Below are 23,119 nucleotides of genomic sequence, written 5' to 3'. Positions count from 1 at the left end.
CTGCTCTCGCCTAAAGGCTCGGACGCCCGAGTTTTCTTTATATTTGCTCAGGAATCCTCGTTACCTCAACCATTTCTTCATCCGTTAAGAATATATAAAATTCCAGCGAAGATCTTCACCTAAAATCCCCGGCGCTCTGATTTCTTAAATAACTTAGGAATTAGTCATACTTGAAAGGGACGTGCAATACATTTTAATAAGAGGAAGCTAATAGAATTTTGAAAGAGGTAATTTTTATGGAAAAAGTCATGGCATATCTTCCTAAAATCATTCAGGAGCAATTTCAAAACTTACAAAATGAAATATTCGAAAATATCGAGGAGATACGGATTCGAATTAACCGCCCCATTGAGATAACCGCTCACCAAAATACGATCTTCCTACCTTATATCACTCAAATGGGGGATGCAGAACAACTGCTTAATAATATTAGTCACCATTCCTTATATACATTAGATGAGGAATTAAAAAGAGGGTATATCACGATAGAGGGCGGGCACCGGATTGGTCTCGCAGGCAGAGTGATACTTGAAAATGGGAAAGTAAAAGCCATCCGCGATGTCTCTTCATTCAATATTCGAATTGCCAAAGAAAAAATTGGCGTTGCAGAAAGATGGATTCCTTACATATATCGATCTGGTTGGAAGAACACAATGATTATTGGTCCGCCACAAACAGGAAAAACAACATTGCTTCGTGATTTTGCAAGAATGATTTCAATGGGGTCGCCTGATGCCAACATCGAACCAAAAAAAGTTGGAATCGTTGACGAGCGTAGTGAAATTGCAGGAAGTGTCGGTGGTATTCCACAACTTACTTTTGGCGTGAGAATTGATGTATTAGATGCATGCCCGAAAGCGGAGGGGATGATGATGATGATCCGTTCTATGAGTCCCGATGTCCTTATTGTTGATGAAATCGGTAGAAAAGAAGACACCGAGGCAATTCTGGAAGCCGTCCATGCCGGAATCTGTTTAATTATGACCACCCATGGAGATTCATATCAAGATTTATTGAATCGTCCGACATTAAAACCGATCTTATCGGAAAAAATCTTTGAAAGATATATTGAGTTGACGAGGGGAAAGGGTCCGGGTTATGTGGCTGCCATCAAGGATGAAAGCGGAAATCAAATCCCCATTAGGCGAGTGAGCCATCTATGTTGAAAATTGTCGGAGCGATTTGTATTTTGATTGCCACAAGTTGGATCGGCTTTGAGGCTTCAAAGGCATTTACCGAGCGGACAAGGCAATTGCGAATGTTAAAATCTGCCCTGCAAAGTTTAGAAGCAGAAATTATGTATGGTCATGCACCGCTTCATGATGCCTCAAGAAGAATTGCGAATCAAATGAGTAAACCGATTGAAACGATTTTTGAGAACTTTTCTAGTCTATTACTACAAGGCGATATAACAGCAAAAGAAGCTTGGGAAATAAGTTTAAAGACGATTTGGAACCGAACGTACTTGAAAAAAAATGAATTAGAAATTTTATTGCAATTTGGTGAAACACTGGGAAAACATGATCGCGTTCAGCAGCAAAAACATATTCAATTGGCCCTTGTTCATTTGGAGAGAGAAGAAGTGGAAGCGAGAGAAAGACAAGCATCTTATGGAAATATGGTTAAAAATTTAGGCTTCCTATCCGGATTATTCATCATTATTTTACTGATGTAAAGAAATAGGGAGGAAAAACGATGGGCATCGAGGTAGATATAATTTTCAAAATAGCAGGAGTGGGAATTGTTGTCGCATTTTTAGTCACGATTTTAGATCAAGTTGGAAAAAAAGAATATGCCCAATGGGTGACCCTTTTTGGTTTTATTTATATATTGTTTCAAGTTGCCACAATTGTAAATGAGTTGTTTCAAAAAATTAAATCCGTATTTTTGTTTAACAATTAAAGGGGGGATCGTCGATTGATATCCTTCAAATTATTGGAATCGGCTTGGTAGCCACTTTTCTTGCCTTAGTGATCAAGGAGCAGAAAGCCAATTTTGCTTTTTTATTAATCGTCTTTACCGGTTGTATCATCTTCTTATTTTTGATTGACCAAATTTTCAATATCATTCAAATGATTGAAAGGATCGCCATCCAAGCAAAAGTGAATTCGGTATATGTTGAAACGATTTTGAAAATTATCGGCATTGCCTATATCGTTGAATTTGCAGCTCAAATAACAAAGGATGCCGGACAAGGTTCACTTGCTTCCAAAATTGAAATGGCCGGGAAGATTGTGATTTTGGCTATGGCTGTACCGATCCTTACCGTTTTAATTGAAATGATTTTAAAAATGATTCCATCGTGAAGAACTGAAAAGGCAATGTCTAAGTTTCACTGCTTATGTTGCTCGATTTAATCAGAAAATTAGTCCAAAGAATTATTTCTGTACAAACATATGAAGCATACAGTTTGTTCACACATTGAGGTGAAAAGATGAAGCAAAAATCGATATGGATATCCTTGCTATTTGGAATCGGATTATTTTTCCTTTGGACAAGCACTTCTTTTGCCAATACGGATGCAGAAAAGGAATCGTCAGAAGAACCGACTACCCCCAATGAGCTTGTCAATGAACAAATAGAAAGAATGGATTTCAGTGAGGTTGAAACATTTTGGAATCAAATTGTTGATGAGTATGGCGGCTTTTTACCGGAGTTAGAAAAGGAAAGTTTTACTGATTACATAGATAAGGTAAATGAATTTTCCTTTAAAGAGTGGGCGATCGGCATTTTAAAATTTATCTTCCATGAGATGATCGTTAACGGCAAATTAATCGGTACATTAATTATGCTGACGATTTTCAGCATGTTGCTTCAATCATTACAAAATGCATTTGAAACAACAACCGTCTCTAAAATTGCTTATTCCATTGTTTTTATGGTGTTAATGATTATCGCATTAAACAGTTTTCATTTAGCCGTTCAATACGCATCCGGTGCAATTCAAAATATGATTCATTTCACAATAGCGTTCATTCCCATTCTTTTAGCGTTAATTGCGACTGGCGGTGGTGTGATTTCGGCGGGATTCTTTCATCCGGTTATCCTGTTCTTAACGAATGTAAGTGGTCTTTTTGTTGACAGGATCGTCCTCCCGTTATTATTTTTATCTGTCTTGTTAAGCATTGTCAGTACATTAACAAGTCAATATAAGGCAACTCAATTAGCCGGACTCCTCCGCAATTGGAGCATCGGATTATTAGGCGTATTTATGACGGTCTTTCTCAGCATTGTATCCATTCAAGGTTCGGCAACAGCGGTGGCGGACGGAATTGCTATCAAAACGACCAAATTTGTTACGAGTAATTTTATTCCTGTTGTTGGCAGAATGGTTTCCGATGCAACAGATACAGTTATAAGTGCTTCGGTTCTGTTGAAAAATACGGTCGGACTTGCCGGTGTTGGCATTTTACTATTACTTACCTTGTTCCCTGCAGTCAAAATTTTGATCATCGCATTTGTCTATAAATTTTCTGCGGCACTTTTACAGCCGCTTGGTGGTGGTCCGATTATTACTTGTTTAGATATCATTTCAAAAAGTGTTATTTATTTATTTGCCGCCCTGGCCATTGTTTCAATCATGTTCTTTTTAAGTTTAACCGTTATCGTTGTTGCCGGAAATATTACAATGATGGTTCGATAGGCTGGTGGAAGTATGGAATTTTTAACAAGTTGGATTACAAATATTATTTTATTTATTTTACTTGCCGTCATTGTTGAATTGTTATTGCCGCAAACCGGGTTGCAAAAATATGTAAAAATGGTACTCGGATTACTATTAATCATTATTTTTCTGACACCTGTATTTAAACTGTTTTCAGTAGATATCGACAATCTGTTAAACAGAGCAACCGGAAAACTGGGCGAGGAAAAAATATCACTGGAAAATTCAATAGAAAAACAGAAAATAGAAATACAAAAAGATCAACATGCATATATTTTAGAACAAACGGCTGTCCAATTGGAAGAAATGACGGAAAAGGAGTTGATGAAACAATTTGATTATCAATTTGCTCATATTCAGTTAAACGTATCAGACACAATCGGATTAACAAATTCAATAGAGGACATCCTTGACAACATTGAAAGTATACATGTGACATTAATAGACAAACAAGAAGCCGATCAAACGGTGATGAATGTAGAGGAAGTAAATGTGCAATTAGGTGAACAAAAAAGTGATTTTCATGAGGCGGATATGAATTCGATTGCCAGTTTTCTTGCAAAAAAATGGGGGGTAGATCGCGACATTGTTCAAATTACGATTGAAAGGGGGAATGTGGGAAGATGAGTAATGACAAAGGCCCCTTTTCCATACTAAAAAAATTGTTTCAAAAAAACGATGACACACAAAAATTTGATAAAAAACATTATATCATCATAGTTTTCGTTATCGGGATAGCGATTATGTTATTTAGCAATTTTTTCTCATCGCAGAGAAACGAGTCCTCAAACCCAGTACCCGTGACATCGGATTCAAAGGAAGCAGAAAACGCTGAAGTATTTGGAAATAGTGGCAAAAACCAGCCCTCCACAATGAAGGACTATGAGGAATATTATGAAAATCAATTAAAAGAGGCAATCGAATCAATTGTTGGAGTTGATGACGTTTCCATTGTTGTTAACGTGGATTCAACAGAAAAAGTAGTTTATGAGAAAAATATGATCAATAAAAAGCAAATAACGAGTGAAACTGATTCGAATGGAGGGAAAAGGGAAGTAGAAGATAATTCTGCAGAAGAACAAATTGTCATTGTTCGGGAAGGTGATAAGGAAGTCCCGCTTATTTCTGAAACGAAAAAGCCGGATATTCGAGGGGTCCTTATCGTAGCAAAAGGCGCTGAAAATGTTCAAGTTAAAAAATCAATCATTGAAGCGGTTATGAGAACATTAGATGTCCCAAGTCATCGTGTCTCTGTTCTGTCTAAGAAATGAAAAAAACCATGAAAAAATCAATCTACCAATGAGGAGGAGAAGAAATGATGTTGAAAAAGCAAACCGTTTGGTTATTAACGATGTTAAGTTTGGTTGTTGTGTTATCCGTTTATTATATAACAGCGGAACCAACTAATAATAATAATCTTGCCAATGTTGATGTTAGCAAGGAAGAAAAAGCAGATAGTAAAAAAGTGACTGAAAAAGAAAAGAGTAGTGACACAAAAAATACCACGATTACGGATGCAAAAAATGAAGTGTTTGAAGAAATTCGCTTGCAAATGCAAGATGAGCGGAGCAAAAAATTAGAACAATTGGAGGAAGTGGCCGGCTCTACTGATCTTTCAGCAGAGGAAAGAAGTGAAGCAAAAGATGAAATGAATCGCCTTCAAAAAATTGCCGAAAAAGAGGCGTTTATCGAAAACTTAATTATTCAAACATTAGGTTATGAAGATGCACTTGTTCAAGCAGATGAATCTGAAGTGCTAGTTACTGTCAAAGGGGAAGAGCCTTCAAAAGCAAAAGCGAATGAGATTATTAAAATTGTAAAAAAGGAAATGGGTAATTCATCTGTTACGGTTGCATTCCAGAGTGAAAATGAAACGAAATAAAAAAACAGCATGGTGCTTGTCGAATAAGCGAACAAATCAAAAGGATTATTTTTTAATAAAGTGTTCCAACATCCGGAACACTTTTCTCTTTTTAAAAAGTAATTTTCATACCTGAATGATGATTTGCTTGTCAATCCCAATGTACTACAGTAAAATTTTAATGTATACTATTAGTAGCTAGTCATAATTTAAGGGGTGTAGACATGTTAAAAGTTCAAGAAATTCGTGAATTGATCAGGCTTGTTGATCAATCAAATATTGATGAATTTAAATATGAATATGATGGATTAAAATTAGTAATGAAAAAAAACCAACCTGTTCAAGTTAAAACGGTTGAACCTATTAAAGTTGAACCTGTAAACACTTTCATTGATCAACCGACCAATCAACCGCAAGCCGCTCAACCGGTACAAGAAGTGGTGGAATCGGCAAAAGCGAATCCGGCAGCCCAATTGGAAAAAACAAATGCACCTGAAGAAAACCTTCATAAAATTACATCTCCGATGGTAGGGACCTTTTATGCGTCACCATCTCCGGATGCAGAACCATATGTGAAAGTCGGTTCGAAAGTAAAAAGTGATTCGGTTGTATGCATTGTCGAAGCCATGAAATTATTTAATGAAATTGAGGCAGATGTAGATGGGGAAATTGTCGAAATCCTTGTCAAAAATGGTCAACTAGTCGAATTTGGCCAACCTCTGTTTTTAGTTAAGGTAGATTAAGAGGTGGTTAACGTGTTAAAAAAAATTTTAATTGCCAATCGGGGGGAAATCGCTGTCCGCATTATTCGAGCCTGCAGGGAACTTGATATTCGGACAGTAGCCGTCTACTCTCAAGCTGATCAAGAAGCTCTTCATGTACAAATGGCAGATGAAGCTTATTGTATTGGTCCAAATCCATCCAAAGACAGTTACTTAAATATGGCGAACATCATAAGTGTTGCTAAATTAACGGGATGTGAAGCAATCCATCCGGGTTATGGATTTTTGGCTGAAAATGAGAACTTTGCTAATTTAGTTAAAGAATGCGGACTTGTTTTCATTGGTCCAAGCGGTGATGCAATTGCCAAGATGGGGACAAAAGATGTTGCCCGGGAAACGATGAGAAAGGCCGGCGTACCAATTGTTCCCGGATCCAATGGAATTGTTGAAGATATGGACGACGCACTGAAACTGGCATCCGAAATTGGTTATCCTGTCATAATCAAAGCTACAGCCGGCGGTGGTGGTAAAGGAATCCGGGTTGCCATGAATGAAGAGGAATTAGTTAAAGGCATCAATATCACAAGACAAGAGGCACTAACAGCATTCGGGAATCCCGGCGTTTATTTGGAAAAATATATTCAAGATTTTCGCCATGTTGAAATTCAAGTTTTAGCAGATAATTACGGAAATGTGATTCACTTAGGGGAACGGGATTGCTCTGTACAAAGAAGATTGCAAAAATTGATCGAAGAAGCACCATCTCCGGCATTAACCCCGGAAATTCGGAATAAAATGGGAGAAGCGGCAGTTAAAGCAGCAAAAGCAGTTGATTATACAGGTGCAGGTACGGTAGAATTTATATATGATTACCGGGAGAAAAAATTCTACTTTATGGAGATGAATACCCGGATTCAAGTTGAACATCCTGTTACAGAGTTGATTACCGGTGTCGATTTAATAAAAGGACAAATTTTTGTTGCCAGTGGAAAAGAACTCACATTGAAACAAGAAGACGTCACCTTTAATGGATGGGCAATCGAGTGCAGAATTAATGCAGAAAATCCCGAGAAAAATTTCATGCCGTCTCCGGGAAAGATTAACATGTATCTTGCCCCGGGTGGTCCCGGTGTTCGGGTTGACTCGGCCGCATATCCCGGATACGCCATTCCGCCTTACTATGATTCAATGATCGCTAAACTGATTGTCCATGCGCCTACAAGGGAAGAAGCGATTAAGAAAATGGAACGGGCGTTGGGTGAATTTGTTATCGAGGGAATTTATTCGACAATTCCATTCCATTTAAAGGTGCTCGAACATCAAGCGTTTAAATCAGGGGATTTCAATACAAAATTCCTTGAAATGTATGACGTAATGAAAAATAATGCCTAAGGTGGTGTAAGCTGATGCCCGAAAATAATGCATTGGAAATGAATCTGGATGGTTTAGGAAAAATTGAAATTGCACCTGAAGTGATTGAAGTGATCGCCGGAATTGCCGCATCGGAAATTGATGGGGTGGCGACGATGCGCGGTAACTTTGCCGCAGGTGTTGTTGAACGATTAGGGAAGAAAAACCATGGAAAAGGGATTCGTGTTGATTTGTCTGACAATCAAATTAAAATTGATGTGTATTGTATTCTGAACTTCGGTGTTTCCATTCCGAAAGTAGCACAAAGTATTCAAGAAAATATTCGACAAGCTTTGTACAATATGACCGGGTTGGAAACAGATGAAGTAAATATCCATATTGTAAACGTCAATTTTGAAACGCAAAAAGAAGAACAACAAAATCCGGTCGTTGAATAATACAAAAAGCAGGAACTTATGTTCCTGCTTTTTGTATGCTAAAGTCACTTTAACTCCCGAAGTTCCAATTTTCTCTTCTACAGAATAAAACCTCCTCTCCTATTTTGCAAAATTCCTCTGTGAACTCTTTCCTTTTTTCAATCATTTATGCTATGATTTTGAGTAGTTTCATTCGTATAACGTGAGAAATGTATGGTTCAAAATCAAAACTTATGTTTGAAAAGGAGTACTTTATAAATGAATAGGAGAACATCAAGAGAAAAAGCGTTACAAGCAGTTTTTCAAGTGGATGTCGGGAAATCCGATCCGGAAAATGCGTATCGCCATGTTCTCGGAAAAGATAGTGATGATGTGTTTTTAAAAAAATTGTTTTTCGGTACGGTGGAACATTTGCATGAGTTAGATCAAATCATTACCGACCATTTAGAAAATTGGTCACTTGACCGTTTGGCGAATATCGACAGAAATTTATTACGGATTGCTGTTTATGAGATGAAATATATGGAAGATGTTCCATATACCGTATCAATTAATGAAGCCGTTGAAATTGCGAAAAGATTTGGTGATGAAAAATCGAGTCGCTTTATTAACGGAGTTTTAGCAAAGGTCATGGAAACATTGGGAAAATAATCAATTTTTTGGAGGGGGAAATTATGGCTGGTCAAATCATTGACGGGAAAGCAATTGCCGGTAAAAAGAGAGAAGAATTGAAACAGGCGGTCGAGGAACTAAAAGCAAAAGGGATTACACCCGGTTTAGCTGTTATTTTGGTTGGAGACGATCCGGCCAGTCAAACCTATGTCAGAAACAAACAAAGAGCATGTAAAGAAGTTGGCATTTATTCTCTATTACTTAAATATGAAGAGAATATTACTGAAGAATTTTTGCTGGCCAGGATCAAGGAACTGAATGAAAATAAGGAGATTCACGGAATTTTAGTTCAATTGCCTTTACCGAATCAAATAAATCCAAAGGTGGTTATTGAAGCAATTCATCCGGATAAAGATGTCGATGGCTTTCATCCGCTTAATGTCGGTAAACTGTTAACCGGCGAAGATACTTTTGTTCCATGTACGCCACTTGGAATCATTGAAATGTTGAAGGAAATACATATAGATTTGACAGGAAAGCATGCTGTCGTTATCGGAAGAAGTAATATTGTCGGGAAACCGATGGGACAATTATTGCTGGGGGAAAATGCAACAGTTACCTATTGCCATTCCAAAACAGTTGACCTACCTTCAATTACAAGACAAGCTGACGTATTAGTAAGTGCGATTGGACAAGCGAACCGCATTACTGCAGATTATGTAAAAGAAGGTGCCGTCGTTATTGATGTTGGTATGAATCGAAATGAGGAAGGAAAACTATGCGGCGATGTTTTATATGATGAGGTAAAAAATAAAGCTTCTTATATAACGCCGGTTCCCGGTGGGGTTGGACCGATGACAATAACAATGCTTTTGGCCAACACTGTAAAAGCGGCTATGAAATATACCGCTAAATGAAAATAAGAAATAGAAAAGCAGTGCCAGAAATCGGTGACTGCTTCTCTTATTTTTAGTAAACTATTATTATGATATTCAGATTTCACATTGGTTTTTTTTGTGATTGAGGGGTTTACATATGGAAAAAGTTCAATATTTAACTGTTCAGGCCTTAACGAGATATATTAAACGAAAATTTGATTTTGATCCCCATCTTCAAGACGTTTTTGTCAAAGGTGAAATATCCAATTATAAAAAACATACGAGCGGACATTTGTATTTCACTTTAAAAGATAATAAAGCAAGAATTTTAGCTGTTATGTTTTCATCCCAAGCTAAGAAACTACGCTTCGAACCTGAAAACGGCATGACCGTGTTATTGCACGGTGAAGTAACTGTCTATGAACCGAGCGGACAATACCAAATTTATGTTAAAGAAATGGAACCGGAAGGAATTGGTGCTTTATATTTAGCGTTTGAACAACTGAAGGAAAAGTTGAGCAAAGAAGGTTTATTTAATAAAGACCGAAAAAAACCGCTCCCTCTTTATCCAAAAACAGTAGGCGTCGTTACTTCTCCTACCGGTGCCGCCATTCGCGATATTCTTACAACGATAAAAAGAAGGTATCCGATTGCCAAAATTATCATTTATCCGGCTCTTGTACAAGGAAATGCCGCTGCAGCCTCGATTGTATCCGCCATTGAAACGGCCAATTCAAGAAAGGAAGCAGATCTCCTTATTGTTGGGCGCGGAGGAGGATCAATTGAAGAATTATGGGCATTTAATGAGGAGGCGGTGGCAAGGGCCATTTTCGCTTCCGAGATTCCTGTCATTTCTGCTGTCGGACACGAGACGGATACAACGATCGCTGATTTTGTTGCAGATCTGCGAGCACCGACTCCAACCGGGGCAGCTGAACTGGCCGTGCCGAATATTGATGATTTGATTGAAAGAATATTAAATCGAAAAATCCGGTTAATCCGGGCAATAAAAGAAAGAACGAATGTCGAATCTAAACGTCTCGACCGACTAACAAAATCATATGCCTTTCGCTACCCACAAAAATTGTTCGAGCAAAAAACGGAACATCTGGACAGAACGGTAGAACAGGCAAATCGGCTGCTAAAACAGAAAATTACTGATACCAATCAAAAAATGAAGTATCTTGAACAGCGGCTAAAATCAAACCATCCTCAAGGACAGTTTGATGCTGCCAATAATAAACTCGGACAACAAGTAAAGCGTATGAGCCGATCGTTTGAAGCAATTTTTAAATTAAAAGAAAAGGAATTTCTCAACCAAGTTTCAACATTAAATGTTCTTAGTCCTTTGAAAGTGATGGAACGGGGCTATTCAATCGCCTATGATAGTGGAGATCACATTATTAAATCAATTAATAATGTAAAAGTCGGTGATTCGATCAAAGTGACATTGACTGATGGAACGTTAAAAGCAAAAATCATTGAAAGAGAGGAAGAAACAAGATGAGTGAAATTCCGGGAAAAACAGAAAAGGAAAATTTAACATTTGAAGAAGCAATGGAAAAATTAGAAGGGATAGTCGATATTTTAGAAGGTGGAGATGTCCCTTTAGAAACGGCTATTGCCAAATATAAAGAAGGTATGGAATTAGCAAAAATCTGCCATCAAAAATTAAAAAACGTGGAAGAACAATTGACGGAAATATTAAAGGATAACGGGGAAATTGACAATTTCTCAATCAATGAGGTGGATTAAAGTTGCAAAAATATCCTGATCACTTGGCAAACTATTTGGAAACGGTCAATAAAGAGCTAAAAATAATGATTCAACGCTTAAAAACACCAGAAACTTTAAAAAATGCTATGGATTATTCATTACAAGCAGGAGGAAAAAGAATCCGTCCAATGCTAATTTTTTCAACGCTTGCTGCTTTCAAAAAAGATGTAGCAATCGGCTTGCCTGTTGCCTGTGCCGTTGAGATGGTTCATACGTACTCACTTATTCATGATGATCTCCCTGCGATGGATAATGATGATTTTCGCAGAGGCAAACCGACAAATCATAAAATGTATGGCGAGGCAACAGCAATTTTGGCGGGAGATGGTTTATTGACCTATAGTTTCCAAATTATTTCAGAAATAAAACAGCTTTCTGCAGAAAAGAGATTGGCAATTATTAACGAATTGGCAAAAGCGAGTGGCCCGGAAGGAATGGTAGCGGGTCAGATAGCAGATATGGAAGGGGAAAATCAAAATTTACAATTGACTGAACTGGAATATATTCATACCCATAAAACCGGAAAATTACTTACTTTTTGTGTCAAAGTCGGTGCCATTTTAGCAGACGCTGATAAAGCCACAATCGATTTATTGGAGCAATTCGGCTATCATATTGGACTCGCCTTTCAAATTCGCGACGATATATTAGATGTTGAAGGAACAATCGAACAGATCGGAAAAGACGTTGGAAGTGACCGAGAAAAGCAGAAAAGTACGTATCCGAAGATCCTTACTCTTAATGGTGCAAAAAATAAATTAAAAGAACATATTGCTAAAGCGGAAGGAATCCTTGAATCCTTGCCGATTGATACCGGACAACTTTCCTTTATTACGGAATTGATCGCCAAACGAGATCGCTAACGCTTTTGTCCAAAACAAAAGTTAACTTCTTGTAGAATGAATGGATACTGTTATAATATAGAGAATAGCATTAAAACTTTTTTCCGGAATTTGAAATGAAAGTGAGTGATCCAATATGGATCTAAAATCCATAACGAGTCCTTCTTTTCTCCGTGACATGTCTATTGCTGAGTTGAAACAATTAAGTGAAGAAATTCGTAAATTTTTAATTGAAAACTTGTCTAAAACCGGTGGTCACATTGGCCCCAACTTAGGTGTTGTTGAGTTAACGATTGCTTTGCATAAAGTTTTCGAAAGTCCGCGTGATAAAATTATTTGGGATGTTGGTCATCAAAGTTATGTCCATAAAATTCTAACAGGCAGGGCGAAAGATTTTGGCACATTAAGGAAATATAAGGGCTTAAGTGGTTTTCCAAAACGAAATGAAAGTGAACATGACATCTGGGAAACGGGTCATAGTTCAACGAGTCTTTCTGCCGCAATGGGAATGGCAATTGCCCGTGATCTTAAAGGTGAAAAGCATTTTATCGTACCGGTAATTGGTGATGGAGCATTAACCGGTGGTATGGCACTGGAAGCATTAAATCATATCGGACATGAAAAGAAGAATATCATTGTTATCTTAAATGATAATGAAATGTCCATTGCGCCAAATGTCGGGGCCGTGCACAATATGCTTGGAAGACTCCGAACGGCAGGGAAATACAATTGGGCGAAAGATGAAGTCGAAGCTTTCTTGAAAAGAATCCCGGCAGTTGGCGGATTAGTGGCATCTAAAGCAGAACGTCTAAAAGATAGCTTCAAATATTTATTTGTGCCCGGGATGTTCTTTGAAGAGCTAGGTTTTACCTATCTGGGACCAATTGACGGACATAATTTTGAAGATTTGTTCGAAAACCTGACCTATGCGAAAAAAACGAATGGTCCGGTATTGCTTCATGTTGTCACAAAAAAAGGAAAAGGATATTATCCGGCCGAAAATGATAAAGTGGGAACTTGGCATGGGACCGGTCCATATAAAATTGAAACTGGCGATTTTATAAAACCGGTTAATAGTCCACCTGCTTGGAGTAAAGTTGTCAGTGAAACCGTTCGTGAATTGGCCAGAGATGATAAAAGGATTGTTGCGATTACACCGGCAATGACAGTTGGATCAAAATTAGAAGGGTTTCAAGCTGAATTTCCGGATCGGGTGATTGATGTCGGGATTGCCGAGCAACATGCCACAACATTGGCTGCCGGACTGGCAACACAAAATATGAAACCTTATTTAACGATCTATTCGACTTTTCTGCAACGGGCTTATGACCAAATTGTCCATGATATCTGTCGGCAAAATTTAAATGTATTTTTTGGCATCGATCGGGCAGGACTCGTTGGTGCGGACGGCGATACCCATCAAGGTGTGTTCGATATTGCCTTTTTAAGAAGTGTTCCAAACATGGTATTGATGATGCCTAAAGATGAAAATGAGGGTAGACATATGGTGTATACGGCTGTTAAATATGATGACGGACCTATTGCCATGCGGTTCCCGAGAGGCAATGGTTACGGGGTTACTCTTGACGATGAACTAAAAGAGATTCCGATCGGTTCATGGGAAGTTTTAAAAGATGGTAAGGATGCCGCAATTTTAACGTTTGGGACAACAATCCCGATGGCGCTGGAAGCAAGGAAAAAATTAGAAAAAACCGGAATTCAAGCAATGGTCGTCAATGCCCGTTTTATCAAGCCGCTGGATGAAAAATTGTTAAATCGCATTTTTGAAAAAGGACTACCTGTTCTTACTGTTGAAGAAGGCGTATTACAAGGTGGTTTCGGCAGTTCAGTCTTGGAATTTGCCCATGATAACGGCTATTCGAATCAAATCATGAGGCTGGGCATCCCGGATCAGTTTATTGATCACGGGGAAGTCCATGAACTGTTGAATGAAATCGGATTAACTTCCGATCATATTGTTCAAACTATAAGAACGATGTTGCAAAAACAGAAAAAAGGGCTTGAGGAATTTGGAAAAAGAAAGATTGGATATTTTGCTCAATGAACGTGGCTTTTTTGAAACAAGAGAAAAAGCAAAAAGGGCAATTATGGCAGGTATCGTGTATTCCAATGAACAAAGATTGGATAAGCCCGGAGTCAAGGTGCCAAAAGATATTGACATATCAATTAAAGGAAAACAAATGCCATATGTTTCAAGAGGCGGGTATAAGCTCGAAAAAGCATTAAAGGTATTTGATCTGACCGTTAAAGGTAAAATTATCATCGATATCGGAGCTTCAACCGGTGGGTTTACCGATTGTGCACTCCAAAACGGGGCAAAATATTGTTATGCTGTTGATGTCGGCTATAATCAGCTGGCATGGAAACTGCGTCAAGATGAACGGGTTATCGTCATGGAACGAACAAATTTCCGTTATTTAAAACCTGAAGATTTATCAAGGGAAATGCCTGAATTTGCTTGTATTGATGTTTCCTTTATCTCCTTAAAACGTATTTTGCCACCGCTAAAAAAGATATTAGTTCCGGACAGTGACATTGTGGCACTGATTAAACCTCAATTTGAAGCGGGCAAAGAACTGGTTGGTAAAAAAGGTATTGTCAGGGATCGGAAAGTACATGAGATGGTTATAGAGGATATTCTTCAATTTTCCTTAAATGAAGGATTTGATTGCCTGAATATCGATTATTCGCCAATTACCGGCGGAGATGGGAATATCGAATTTTTACTCCATTTAAAATGGCCGGGTTACAATGAGGGAGTAAAAGGAAAGAATCAGTTTCAGACACCAATAGCCGAGCTTGTCATTGACGCCCACAATCAATTGAAACATGGAAAAAGAGAGGAATAACCTCTCTTTTTTTAAATTCAAAAATCCCTGTATAAATACGGCGGCCATGATTATTTCCTATTGCACTTACAAAAAGACCATTTTTAAATGTCTTTGTTTCCCTTATAATAAGGATAAGCAGGGGGCAGGGTAAGGGGAAATGAAAGGCAACAACAAATAAGATGAGCTCTACCGGATCGCTAATAACGCGAACATCATAGAGAAACAGTTAATTTTCATCTTCATATTTTTCCACCGACAAAATTTTTATGTAAAATAGATATAGAAAATAAAATAATGATTATTTAAGCGGGTGAAATGATGAGTAAACTGCAACGTCATTTAAAAATACGGGAAATCATAGCCAAATATGATATTGAAACACAGGATGAACTTGTTGAACAATTAAAAAACGCCGGCTTTAATGTAACGCAAGCCACAATCTCCCGTGACATCAAAGAGCTTCATCTCGTGAAAATACCATCAAAAAACGGACTTTATAAGTATAGTCTCCCATCGGATCAAAGATATAACCCAATGGAAAAATTGCAAAAACTTTTAGTCGATGCCTTTGTAAAAATAAATATGGTCGATCATTTTATCATTTTAAAAACGATACCGGGTAATGCGAATGCGGTAGGGAATTTGATTGACCAACTTGATTGGGATGAAATTTTAGGAACTGTTTGCGGAGATGATACTTGTTTGATTATTGTTGCTACACCGGAAGACGGGGAACGAATTAAAGATAGATTAATCAATATGCTTGCTTAACGGCCAATACATCCAACTTCAAAAAATGTAGTCAATAAAGGAGAGGGAAAAACTTGTTGGCAGAACTTGCGATAAAAAACTTTGCGATCATTGAATCAATTTCAATTTCATTTCAAAAAGGTTTCACTGTATTAACCGGAGAAACCGGTGCAGGAAAATCAATCATTATCGATGCAATTCATCTTTTGATCGGTGGGAGAGGCTCGTCTGATTTTGTTCGGCACGGGGAAGAAAAAGCGGAGATAGAAGGGTTATTTTTAGTTGAAGATGATCATCCTTCCATTGAAAAATTAGCCGTTTTTGGAATCGAAATGGAAGATGGTATGATTGTTCTCAAAAGGGACATGTACGCTTCCGGCAAAAGTGTTTGTCGAATAAACGGAAAACTAGTTACCATTGCAACACTCCGGGAAATCGGCCGCACATTAGTTGACATTCACGGACAACATGAAAATCAAGAACTTATGGATGAAAAAAACCATCTGACTTTACTTGATCAATTTGGTGGACAAGCTGTTCAAAAAGCATTAACTGAATATCAAACGCTTTATCGCGAATATGAAAAAATCAAAAAGGATATTGCTGCCCTTACCCAAAATGAACAACTGATGGCCCAACGATTAGATTTATTAACATTTCAGCTCGAGGAAATTACCAATGCTGAACTTACCATTGGCGAAGATGAAGAATTATTAACGGAAAAAAGGAAACTGAATAATTTTGAAAAACTTTATCATTCCATTCTTACCGCATATGAAGCTTTACAAGGTGAGCAAAAAGGTTTGGATTGGGTCAGTTTAGCTCTTTCCAATATTGAAGAAGCAGCCGGCATTGATGAAGCCTACAATGATACTCGACAAATTATATCCAACAGTTTTTATCAGTTAGAGGATGTGGTTCATTCACTCCGATCACAATTAGATGAAATGGAATTTGATCCAAACCGGTTGAATGAAATAGAGACTCGTTTAAATGAAATTAACCAATTGAAGAGAAAATACGGTCAAACAATTGAAATGATTCTTGAATATGCTTCAAAAATTGAAGAAGAAATTGAAATGATTTCCAATAAAGAAAATCATATTGAATCGTTGAATAAAAAACTAAAGTCTGTGGAAAAAGATTTAGCAGTAGAAGGAAAAAATTTAACGGATTTACGGAAAAAAACTGCCAAAAAACTTGCCCATGCTATTCATCAACAATTAAAAAGTCTTTATATGGAAAAAACGGTTTTTCATGTATACTTCTTAGAACAGTCCCAAAAGTTTTATCCGAACGGAATGGACCAGGTTGAATTTTATATGAGTACAAACCCGGGTGAACCGCCGAAACCGTTGACAAAAATTGCTTCGGGTGGTGAATTGTCCCGAATCATGCTGGCATTAAAAACCATCTTTTCTTCACATCAAGGAATTACTTCGATCATTTTTGATGAAGTGGATACAGGTGTAAGCGGTCGTGTTGCCCAAGCAATCGGCGAAAAGATTTACCAAATATCAGTTGGTTCTCAAGTGCTATCCATTACCCATTTACCGCAAGTTGCGGCGATGTCCGATCATCATATCTTAATTAAAAAAGAAGTAAAGGGCAATCGGACAAAAACCATCCTGTCCAAGTTAACTGAAGAGGGACGGATCGGTGAACTGGCCCGGATGATTTCGGGTGCACAAATTACGACAGCAACCGAACAACATGCGAAAGAGATGTTACAAAGTGCTGCGGAATTAAAAAATACGCTCAGTTAAATTGATAAGTTCATTTTTAAAAGTATAAATAAGAGTTCGTCCAAAAATATCCATTCTCTACAGTATTTTTTTTATTTCTGTCATTATAATTGCTTGCTTTATCGGCAAGATTATAAATGTAACCTTTGTGTGGACATGAAGCGAGGAGAGTGGATGGAAATGGACAGAGACAAAATTAGAAAAAGATTTGGGTATATTCTCCTTGTTTCTTTCGTTTTACTTACTTTTTTTTCACCAGTCGGAAGAATACTGAAAATACCGAATGAGATCACGTTTTTTGAAGGGCAGACTTTCACTTTACCCACTGCAACTTTTGTAGAGGCGAATGGTGACCGGGATCATCTACAACTTCAAAAGGAAAATGAAATACAGCTTCAAGCAAAACAAAAAGGTGAAAGTGAAGTCGTTTACCATATAGCAGGTTTACCAATCAAAAAAGTACATGTAAACGTGTTGAAGGATTTTAAGGTCATCCCCGGCGGACAATCCATTGGTGTAAAAATAAATTCAAAAGGGGTTTTGGTCGTCGGTTATCATCAAGTAGAGACCGATGCAGGTAAGGTTTCCCCTGGTGAAGAAGCAGGGATTAAAATCGGTGACTTAATTACAAAAATTAACGGAAAAACCATTGAATCCATCAATGAAGTGGGTTCCTTCGTACAAGAAGCGGGGGAAAAAGGGGAACCTTTGCAACTAGGCATTCAAAGAGAAGATAAAGAATTCGAAACCCAATTAACACCACAGCAAGAAAAAGGGGATAGTAATTACAAATTAGGTCTCTATATTCGTGACTCAGCCGCCGGAATTGGAACATTAACATTTTATGATCCAAAGTCGAAAAAATATGGGGCGCTGGGACATGTCATATCAGATATGGATACAAAATTACCGATCGTTGTAAAAGATGGATATATTGTTCCTTCAACCGTAACCTCCATTCAAAAAGGTGCGAATGGTGTACCGGGGGAAAAATTGGCCAAATTTTTAAATCAAAGGAATACGATTGGGAATATCGAAAAAAATAATCAGTTTGGCATATATGGAACAATCCATAAAACTTTATCGAATCCGGTTATGAATGAGCCGATTCCAATTGCATTATCCCATGAAGTAAAAAAAGGACCGGCAAAAATATTGACTGTTGTTGATAATGACAAAGTGGAATTGTTTGATATTGAAATCATCAGTTCCATTCCACAAAAATTTCCGGCCACAAAAGGAATGGTATTAAAAATAACGGATCCGAAGCTATTGGAAAAAACGGGGGGAATTGTCCAAGGAATGAGTGGTAGTCCAATCATTCAGGACGGTAAATTGATCGGGGCGGTAACCCATGTTTTTGTCAATGATCCGACAAGCGGCTACGGCGTTCATATTGAGTGGATGTTAAATGAAGCCGGCATAAATATATATGAGAATGAAGAAAAAGCAAGTTAAACGAGACCCAAACGGGCTTCTCGTTTTTTTTTTCGCTTTTACCTAAAATTCGAAGTGGGCCAAATTGAAATTTTTACCGATAAAAAAAGAAAAATGTCACATGTTGTAGAAAAAAGTAAGAAATATAGGAAAAAGGACATTTTTTTAAAAAATTAAAGGGATTTTTATTGGAAGTGTCGAAAATTTTATTTACAATGAATAAAGAGATTTTGTATAGGGAGGATGTCTTGTGGAAAATATTAAAGTTTGTATTGTTGATGACAATAAAGAACTAACTAATTTATTAAAAAATTACATAAATAGTCAAGAAGGGATGGAAGTTGTTGATATAGCATTTAATGGGCAAGATTGTTTAAAAATGATTGATCAATTAAAACCGGATGTTTTATTATTGGATATTATTATGCCTCATTTGGATGGTCTTGCGGTTTTAGAACGATTAAAGGAAAAAGAATACATGCCAAAAGTTATTATGCTAACCGCATTTGGTCAAGAAGATGTCACAAAAAAAGCACTTGAATTGGGTGCATCATATTTTGTTTTAAAACCGTTCAATATGGACCAGTTGGTTGAACAAATCCGAAATGTTTTTAGAATCGGTCTTTTACCGAAAAATAATATGGCAAACAATAATTTGAGTCAAGCGGTTATTCAACCCCGTGCCAACAAAAGTCTGGATGCCAGTATTACCAATATTATTCATGAAATCGGCGTACCAGCCCATATTAAAGGATATATGTATTTAAGGGATGCGATCTCGATGGTGTACAATGATATCGAATTATTAGGTTCAATTACAAAAGTGTTATATCCGGATATTGCTAAAAAATACAATACGACAGCCAGCAGGGTAGAACGGGCCATCCGTCATGCCATTGAAGTAGCGTGGTCCCGCGGCAATATTGAATCGATATCAAATTTGTTTGGATATACCGTAAGTATGTCAAAAGCAAAGCCGACAAATTCAGAGTTCATCGCGATGGTTGCAGACAAATTGCGGCTGGAACACCAAGCTTCCTAAAGTATGTATTGGACAAAGTTTACGAGGAAATTAGAGCTGTGTAAAATAAAATTAAAACAAGCAAAGCGGGTGTTAGCATGACATATATTTTTGGGCATCGCGGTTCAGCAGGTACGCACCCTGAAAATACAATGATTTCTTTTCAAGAGACAGAACGGGCCGGTGCAGACGGTATTGAATTGGATGTTCAATTAACAAAAGATGGAGAAGTCATCATTATTCATGATGAAAAAGTAGATAGAACGACTGACGGTAAAGGGTATATAAATAATTTGTTATTGAAAGATATTAAAAAGTTGAATGCGGGAGCGAAATTTCAAAATGGTCAATTTAAAGCAGAAATCCCGACCTTGAACGAGTTTTTTGAATGGTTCAAAGGCACTAATTTATTTGTAAATATAGAGTTTAAAACGAAATCAATTTCCAATTATGAATTAGAAGAGAAAACGGTGGCTATGGTCAAAAAAAATAAATTGGAAGAGCGCGTCATTTTTTCTTCTTTTAATCATTACTCCCTTGTTTACTGTTATCGACTTGCTCCTGAAATTGAAACGGCTCCCTTATATGCTGAAGGTCTGTTTATGCCTTGGATTTATGCTCAATCGATTCGTGCTAAGGGGATCCACCCGAATTATCGGGTCATCCCCGATGAATTGATCACATTATCGCAAAATCATGGAATAAAAGTCCGTCCATACACAGTCAATCAAGATGAAGATATAAAGAGGTTTTTGAATTGTAATACACATGCGATAATCACTGATTTTCCGAAAAAAGCAAAGGAATTAAAAACCGTGTAAGTGAACAAAAACGCCGACTATTTTACCGACGGGTAAAGCGGCGTTTTGTCACTTTATTTCTTTTTTTATCACGGTGGTAAATAAATCCGCCGATAAAGGAAAGACCCAACAAAAACAGGACAATCCCGACAATCGTTTGTAGCCAAGGAAAAGCAAACGGCCAATAAATGATTTGAAACAAGCTATCCCGGATTAATTTCACACCGATGACTGATAAGCTAATGGGGATTGCTGCAAGAAAAAATGCGAAAACACGGCCCATTGAAAGCCCCCTTTAAATAATTTTATGCATTCAATATGATAAAAAACGAATGGAATGTCAAGAAAACTGACTTTTTGTTCATCCGCTCTTTACTCCATTGCAAGATAAAGTTGTGTTTATTTTCCTAATTCTTTCATTTCTACCCTTGCAAATAGACCCGTTGTGGTATAATACCCATAATGGATTTATCTTTGTTTCAATCGACATTTCCGTTACGGGCAGGGGCTATGTAATCGCATTTTTTTGTTACTCCTATAGGCAAACTGTGTTAGGAAACAAAGAATTGCGGACTACACAATTTTATAGTAGAGCTAGAGCGTGGGGGTGGGGTTTTGCAAAGCGTCATGGTAATTGGAGCCGGAAAAGGCGGTACTGCAATTTTGAACCTTTTAAGTGAAATGAAGACGCTAAAAACGAGGGTGATCATTGATAAAAATTTGCAGGCACCCGGGATTCTTATTGCAAAAAAAGAAGGGATTCCGTACGGGAACGATTGGCGTACATTTATTGATAAAGAAATTGATATCATTATTGATGTGACGGGTGATGAACAAGTATACCAAGAACTTCAACAGTTTAAGGAGGATTTTATCATCGTTCCGGGGTCAATCGCCGAAATGATCGTTCACCTTTTTAAAGAAAAAGAACAATTGATTCGAGAATTACAAAGTGAAACAATAAAAGGCGATGTCATGCTTAAGGCGATTATCCATTCCAGTAATGATGCAATATCCGTTGTTGATGAAAACGGAAATGGGATTTTAATTAACCCCGCCTATACTCGGATAACCGGATTAACGGAAGAAGATGTACTAGGAAAGCCTGCAACTACAGATATTTATAAAGGGGAGAGCATGCATTTTCATGTACTAAAAACAAAAAAACCGGTTCGAGGGGTTAAAATGCTTGTCGGTCCTAAGAAAAAAGAGGTTGCGGTTAATGTTGCCCCCATTATTGTGGATGGTCAGCTAAAAGGCAGTGTCGGAATCATTCATGATATGTCGGAAATTCGGGAGCTGACAACCGAATTACAAAGAGCAAAAGAACGAATTCGGACATTGGAGGCGAAATATAACTTTGACGATATTGTCGGACGATCTGAAGAGATGCTTATTGCCATTGAGCAGGCAAGAATCGCGGCCAAGACCCCGGCAACGGTTTTGCTAAGAGGTGAATCAGGTACTGGAAAGGAATTATTTGCCCATGCGATCCATAATGAAAGTGGTCGCAAATATAACCATTTTATTCGGGTAAATTGTGCGGCAATTTCTGAATCATTATTAGAAAGTGAACTGTTTGGCTATGAAGAAGGAGCCTTTTCCGGTGCAAAACGTGGCGGCAAAAAGGGTTATTTTGAAGAAGCTAATAATGGGAGTATTTTCCTTGACGAAATTGGCGAGTTATCATTGAGTACACAAGCAAAATTGTTAAGGGTGTTACAAGAACGGGAAATTATTCGTGTCGGTGGAACGAAGCCGATTTCGATTCAAGTGAGAATTATTGCGGCTACGAACAAAAATCTTGAACAAGAAATACGCAAGGGGAATTTTCGGGAGGATTTATTCTATCGACTTAACCGAATTCCAATATACATACCACCTTTAAGGTCCCGTTTAGAGGATATCCCGTTGCTCTGTGATCATTTAATCAAAAAAATAAATCATGACTACGGCAGAAACGTCGAGGGCATAACGAATGAAGCAGCTGAACTGTTAAAACGCTATGCTTGGCCGGGAAATGTTCGTGAATTGGAAAATATACTCGGTCGTGCAATTATTTTTATGGACTATAGTGAAAATAGGATAGATATAAAGCATCTGTCAAAACTCGGATATAACTTTCAAAAAAATCAAGAGCAAGATCATCCGAATGAAGCGTCTTTACCGTTGTATACTTTGGTGGAGAACTTTGAGAAAAGGATTATTAGCCATATTTTACATAAACATCGTGGAAATAAAACAAAAACAGCCAAAGAGCTGGGAGTTTCGATTCGAACTTTATATTATAAAATGGAAAAATACGGCTTATAATTGCAATTTCTTGCAAGCGGAATTTTGCATGGTTTGCAAATACTTGCAGAATCAACAGA

At 37.6% G+C, this 23,119-nt stretch carries 25 protein-coding genes; 24 read left to right on the top strand and 1 reads right to left on the bottom strand.

Going from position 1 to position 23,119, the window contains the following annotated elements:
- Window positions 1–236: 236 nt before the first annotated feature.
- The 23 genes from spoIIIAA to BT1A1_RS10535 all read left to right on the top strand — a co-directional run bounded on the left by spoIIIAA (window position 237) and on the right by BT1A1_RS10535 (window position 20,768).
- The gene (gene spoIIIAA / locus BT1A1_RS10645; protein ID WP_034770943.1) at window positions 237–1,166 is read left to right on the top strand and encodes a stage III sporulation protein AA; all 930 of its coding nucleotides are present in this window, start codon (window positions 237–239) and stop codon (window positions 1,164–1,166) included.
- A complete protein-coding gene (gene spoIIIAB / locus BT1A1_RS10640) occupies window positions 1,160–1,675 on the top strand; it encodes a stage III sporulation protein SpoIIIAB (protein WP_034770942.1) in 516 nt (171 codons plus the stop codon). The genes spoIIIAA and spoIIIAB overlap by 7 nt, the downstream gene beginning before the upstream one ends.
- A 20-nt stretch (window positions 1,676–1,695) precedes the next feature.
- Window positions 1,696–1,902: a stage III sporulation protein AC gene (gene spoIIIAC, locus BT1A1_RS10635; RefSeq protein ID WP_034770939.1), complete on the top strand. Its 207-nt coding sequence runs from the start codon at window positions 1,696–1,698 to the stop codon at window positions 1,900–1,902.
- A 20-nt stretch (window positions 1,903–1,922) separates the two neighbouring features.
- Window positions 1,923–2,306, top strand: a complete 384-nt coding sequence (spoIIIAD, locus tag BT1A1_RS10630) for a stage III sporulation protein AD (protein ID WP_034770936.1) — start codon at window positions 1,923–1,925, stop codon at window positions 2,304–2,306.
- Window positions 2,307–2,434: 128 nt separating this feature from the next.
- On the top strand, window positions 2,435–3,643 hold the full coding sequence (gene spoIIIAE / locus BT1A1_RS10625; protein ID WP_034770935.1) for a stage III sporulation protein AE: 1,209 nt from the start codon (window positions 2,435–2,437) through the stop codon (window positions 3,641–3,643).
- A 12-nt stretch (window positions 3,644–3,655) separates the two neighbouring features.
- Window positions 3,656–4,291: a stage III sporulation protein AF gene (spoIIIAF, locus tag BT1A1_RS10620; RefSeq protein ID WP_034770933.1), complete on the top strand. Its 636-nt coding sequence runs from the start codon at window positions 3,656–3,658 to the stop codon at window positions 4,289–4,291.
- Window positions 4,288–4,935, top strand: coding sequence for a stage III sporulation protein AG (spoIIIAG, locus tag BT1A1_RS10615; protein ID WP_034770931.1), 648 nt, complete (start codon window positions 4,288–4,290; stop codon window positions 4,933–4,935). Before spoIIIAF ends, spoIIIAG begins: the two co-directional genes overlap by 4 nt.
- A 44-nt stretch (window positions 4,936–4,979) precedes the next feature.
- Window positions 4,980–5,546 (top strand): SpoIIIAH-like family protein, encoded by a 567-nt coding sequence (locus BT1A1_RS10610; RefSeq protein WP_034770928.1) that lies wholly within the window; start codon window positions 4,980–4,982, stop codon window positions 5,544–5,546.
- A gap of 203 nt (window positions 5,547–5,749) precedes the next feature.
- Window positions 5,750–6,268 carry an acetyl-CoA carboxylase biotin carboxyl carrier protein gene (gene accB / locus BT1A1_RS10605; protein WP_034770927.1) on the top strand — a complete coding sequence of 173 codons (519 nt, stop codon included), beginning with the start codon at window positions 5,750–5,752 and terminating at the stop codon, window positions 6,266–6,268.
- Window positions 6,269–6,280: 12 nt separating this feature from the next.
- Window positions 6,281–7,639 (top strand): acetyl-CoA carboxylase biotin carboxylase subunit, encoded by a 1,359-nt coding sequence (gene accC, locus BT1A1_RS10600; protein WP_034770926.1) that lies wholly within the window; start codon window positions 6,281–6,283, stop codon window positions 7,637–7,639.
- 14 nt (window positions 7,640–7,653) lie between these two features.
- Complete coding sequence (locus BT1A1_RS10595; RefSeq protein ID WP_034770924.1) at window positions 7,654–8,055, top strand: Asp23/Gls24 family envelope stress response protein; 402 nt, start codon at window positions 7,654–7,656, stop codon at window positions 8,053–8,055.
- 237 nt (window positions 8,056–8,292) lie between these two features.
- A complete protein-coding gene (nusB, locus tag BT1A1_RS10590; protein ID WP_034770923.1) occupies window positions 8,293–8,685 on the top strand; it encodes a transcription antitermination factor NusB in 393 nt (130 codons plus the stop codon).
- 23 nt (window positions 8,686–8,708) lie between these two features.
- Window positions 8,709–9,563 carry a bifunctional methylenetetrahydrofolate dehydrogenase/methenyltetrahydrofolate cyclohydrolase FolD gene (folD, locus tag BT1A1_RS10585; RefSeq protein ID WP_034770921.1) on the top strand — a complete coding sequence of 285 codons (855 nt, stop codon included), beginning with the start codon at window positions 8,709–8,711 and terminating at the stop codon, window positions 9,561–9,563.
- A 118-nt stretch (window positions 9,564–9,681) separates the two neighbouring features.
- Entirely contained in the window at window positions 9,682–11,031 is a 1,350-nt protein-coding gene (xseA, locus tag BT1A1_RS10580; RefSeq protein ID WP_034770920.1) for an exodeoxyribonuclease VII large subunit, read from the top strand.
- On the top strand, window positions 11,028–11,279 hold the full coding sequence (gene xseB, locus BT1A1_RS10575; protein WP_034770917.1) for an exodeoxyribonuclease VII small subunit: 252 nt from the start codon (window positions 11,028–11,030) through the stop codon (window positions 11,277–11,279). Before xseA ends, xseB begins: the two co-directional genes overlap by 4 nt.
- A 23-nt stretch (window positions 11,280–11,302) precedes the next feature.
- Window positions 11,303–12,163: a polyprenyl synthetase family protein gene (locus BT1A1_RS10570; protein ID WP_043988530.1), complete on the top strand. Its 861-nt coding sequence runs from the start codon at window positions 11,303–11,305 to the stop codon at window positions 12,161–12,163.
- 115 nt (window positions 12,164–12,278) lie between these two features.
- On the top strand, window positions 12,279–14,207 hold the full coding sequence (gene dxs / locus BT1A1_RS10565) for a 1-deoxy-D-xylulose-5-phosphate synthase (protein WP_043988526.1): 1,929 nt from the start codon (window positions 12,279–12,281) through the stop codon (window positions 14,205–14,207).
- Window positions 14,164–15,012, top strand: coding sequence for a TlyA family RNA methyltransferase (locus BT1A1_RS10560; protein ID WP_034770914.1), 849 nt, complete (start codon window positions 14,164–14,166; stop codon window positions 15,010–15,012). Before dxs ends, BT1A1_RS10560 begins: the two co-directional genes overlap by 44 nt.
- Window positions 15,013–15,312: 300 nt before the next feature.
- Window positions 15,313–15,765: a transcriptional regulator AhrC/ArgR gene (gene ahrC, locus BT1A1_RS10555; RefSeq protein ID WP_034770912.1), complete on the top strand. Its 453-nt coding sequence runs from the start codon at window positions 15,313–15,315 to the stop codon at window positions 15,763–15,765.
- A gap of 53 nt (window positions 15,766–15,818) precedes the next feature.
- A complete protein-coding gene (gene recN, locus BT1A1_RS10550; protein WP_034770910.1) occupies window positions 15,819–17,510 on the top strand; it encodes a DNA repair protein RecN in 1,692 nt (563 codons plus the stop codon).
- Between the two features lie 159 nt (window positions 17,511–17,669).
- A complete protein-coding gene (gene spoIVB / locus BT1A1_RS10545; RefSeq protein ID WP_034770958.1) occupies window positions 17,670–18,947 on the top strand; it encodes a SpoIVB peptidase in 1,278 nt (425 codons plus the stop codon).
- Between the two features lie 229 nt (window positions 18,948–19,176).
- Complete coding sequence (spo0A, locus tag BT1A1_RS10540) at window positions 19,177–19,968, top strand: sporulation transcription factor Spo0A (RefSeq protein ID WP_034770908.1); 792 nt, start codon at window positions 19,177–19,179, stop codon at window positions 19,966–19,968.
- Between the two features lie 77 nt (window positions 19,969–20,045).
- Window positions 20,046–20,768, top strand: coding sequence for a glycerophosphodiester phosphodiesterase (locus BT1A1_RS10535; protein WP_034770905.1), 723 nt, complete (start codon window positions 20,046–20,048; stop codon window positions 20,766–20,768).
- Between the two features lie 22 nt (window positions 20,769–20,790).
- Here BT1A1_RS10535 and BT1A1_RS10530 read toward each other — a convergent pair whose 3' ends face one another.
- Window positions 20,791–21,030 (bottom strand): DUF2627 domain-containing protein, encoded by a 240-nt coding sequence (locus BT1A1_RS10530; protein WP_034770904.1) that lies wholly within the window; start codon window positions 21,028–21,030, stop codon window positions 20,791–20,793.
- Window positions 21,031–21,374: 344 nt separating this feature from the next.
- On the opposite strand from BT1A1_RS10530, the gene BT1A1_RS10525 reads away from it, so the two are divergent.
- Window positions 21,375–23,060, top strand: coding sequence for a sigma-54 interaction domain-containing protein (locus BT1A1_RS10525; protein ID WP_041903580.1), 1,686 nt, complete (start codon window positions 21,375–21,377; stop codon window positions 23,058–23,060).
- The last annotated feature ends 59 nt before the right edge of the window (window positions 23,061–23,119 follow it).

Origin of the sequence: Caldibacillus thermoamylovorans (assembly GCF_000751775.1) — a bacterium.
Taxonomy (GTDB): domain Bacteria; phylum Bacillota; class Bacilli; order Bacillales; family Caldibacillaceae; genus Caldifermentibacillus; species Caldifermentibacillus hisashii.
This window is presented reverse-complemented; position numbering and strand designations above follow the sequence as displayed.

Bases quoted from the DNA above. Each gene is read 5' to 3' on its own strand.
- spoIIIAA (WP_034770943.1), top strand. From the start codon at position 237: ATGGAAAAAGTCATGGCATATCTTCCTAAAATCATTCAGGAGCAATTT.
- spoIIIAB (WP_034770942.1), top strand. From the start codon at position 1,160: ATGTTGAAAATTGTCGGAGCGATTTGTATTTTGATTGCCACAAGTTGG.
- spoIIIAC (WP_034770939.1), top strand. From the start codon at position 1,696: ATGGGCATCGAGGTAGATATAATTTTCAAAATAGCAGGAGTGGGAATT.
- spoIIIAE (WP_034770935.1), top strand. From the start codon at position 2,435: ATGAAGCAAAAATCGATATGGATATCCTTGCTATTTGGAATCGGATTA.
- spoIIIAF (WP_034770933.1), top strand. From the start codon at position 3,656: ATGGAATTTTTAACAAGTTGGATTACAAATATTATTTTATTTATTTTA.
- spoIIIAG (WP_034770931.1), top strand. From the start codon at position 4,288: ATGAGTAATGACAAAGGCCCCTTTTCCATACTAAAAAAATTGTTTCAA.
- BT1A1_RS10610 (WP_034770928.1), top strand. From the start codon at position 4,980: ATGATGTTGAAAAAGCAAACCGTTTGGTTATTAACGATGTTAAGTTTG.
- accB (WP_034770927.1), top strand. From the start codon at position 5,750: ATGTTAAAAGTTCAAGAAATTCGTGAATTGATCAGGCTTGTTGATCAA.
- BT1A1_RS10595 (WP_034770924.1), top strand. From the start codon at position 7,654: ATGCCCGAAAATAATGCATTGGAAATGAATCTGGATGGTTTAGGAAAA.
- nusB (WP_034770923.1), top strand. From the start codon at position 8,293: ATGAATAGGAGAACATCAAGAGAAAAAGCGTTACAAGCAGTTTTTCAA.
- folD (WP_034770921.1), top strand. From the start codon at position 8,709: ATGGCTGGTCAAATCATTGACGGGAAAGCAATTGCCGGTAAAAAGAGA.
- xseA (WP_034770920.1), top strand. From the start codon at position 9,682: ATGGAAAAAGTTCAATATTTAACTGTTCAGGCCTTAACGAGATATATT.
- xseB (WP_034770917.1), top strand. From the start codon at position 11,028: ATGAGTGAAATTCCGGGAAAAACAGAAAAGGAAAATTTAACATTTGAA.
- dxs (WP_043988526.1), top strand. From the start codon at position 12,279: ATGGATCTAAAATCCATAACGAGTCCTTCTTTTCTCCGTGACATGTCT.
- ahrC (WP_034770912.1), top strand. From the start codon at position 15,313: ATGAGTAAACTGCAACGTCATTTAAAAATACGGGAAATCATAGCCAAA.
- spoIVB (WP_034770958.1), top strand. From the start codon at position 17,670: ATGGACAGAGACAAAATTAGAAAAAGATTTGGGTATATTCTCCTTGTT.
- BT1A1_RS10535 (WP_034770905.1), top strand. From the start codon at position 20,046: ATGACATATATTTTTGGGCATCGCGGTTCAGCAGGTACGCACCCTGAA.
- BT1A1_RS10530 (WP_034770904.1), bottom strand. From the start codon at position 21,030: ATGGGCCGTGTTTTCGCATTTTTTCTTGCAGCAATCCCCATTAGCTTA.
- BT1A1_RS10525 (WP_041903580.1), top strand. From the start codon at position 21,375: ATGGTAATTGGAGCCGGAAAAGGCGGTACTGCAATTTTGAACCTTTTA.